Raw genomic sequence first — 432 nt, 5'->3', positions numbered from 1 at the left:
CGGCCCGGCTCGCCGGCCACCCGGAGCCCGGCCGCACCGCCGGACGCCGGCCCGCCCACGCCTGACCAACGCCCGGGGCCTGTCGGCCCCGGGCCCCCTTGGAGGCCATATGTCCCCGCGCATACGAAAGACCCGGCTCGCGATCGGCGGTCGGGGCAGTGTGGGTGCGCGCGGTCAGGAGGCGGGCTGCGTCTCCCCTTCGTCGGCTTTGCGGGCTGCGTCTTCGAGCCGGCGTACCTGCTCCCGCGTGATGCCGAGTTCCTTGGCGATGTCGGACTGTTTCACTCCGCGCGCTCGCACGCGGGCGATGGCGCGTCCGAGTTCGAGTCGGGCGAGTCGCTCCTGCTCTTTGGCCTTGTCGATCTCGGCGTTCGCTGCGCGGATCTCGGTGAGGTCACTGGCGGTCATGGCGACAGTTTCGCATATCAACAT

1 protein-coding gene is annotated in these 432 nt (G+C 71.1%); it reads right to left on the bottom strand.

The window, feature by feature from the left end; genetic code table 11:
* Positions 1 to 174: 174 nt before the first annotated feature.
* Positions 175 to 432, bottom strand: a 258-nt coding sequence (locus tag DEF28_RS26865; RefSeq protein ID WP_114446278.1) for a helix-turn-helix domain-containing protein, incomplete at its 5' end; no start/stop codon positions are given.

Origin of the sequence: Marinitenerispora sediminis (genome assembly GCF_003336425.1) — a bacterium.
Classification (GTDB): Bacteria; Actinomycetota; Actinomycetes; order Streptosporangiales; family Streptosporangiaceae; genus Marinitenerispora; species Marinitenerispora sediminis.
Note: the sequence above shows the minus strand (reverse complement) of the source record. Positions and strands in the feature narration are given on the sequence as shown.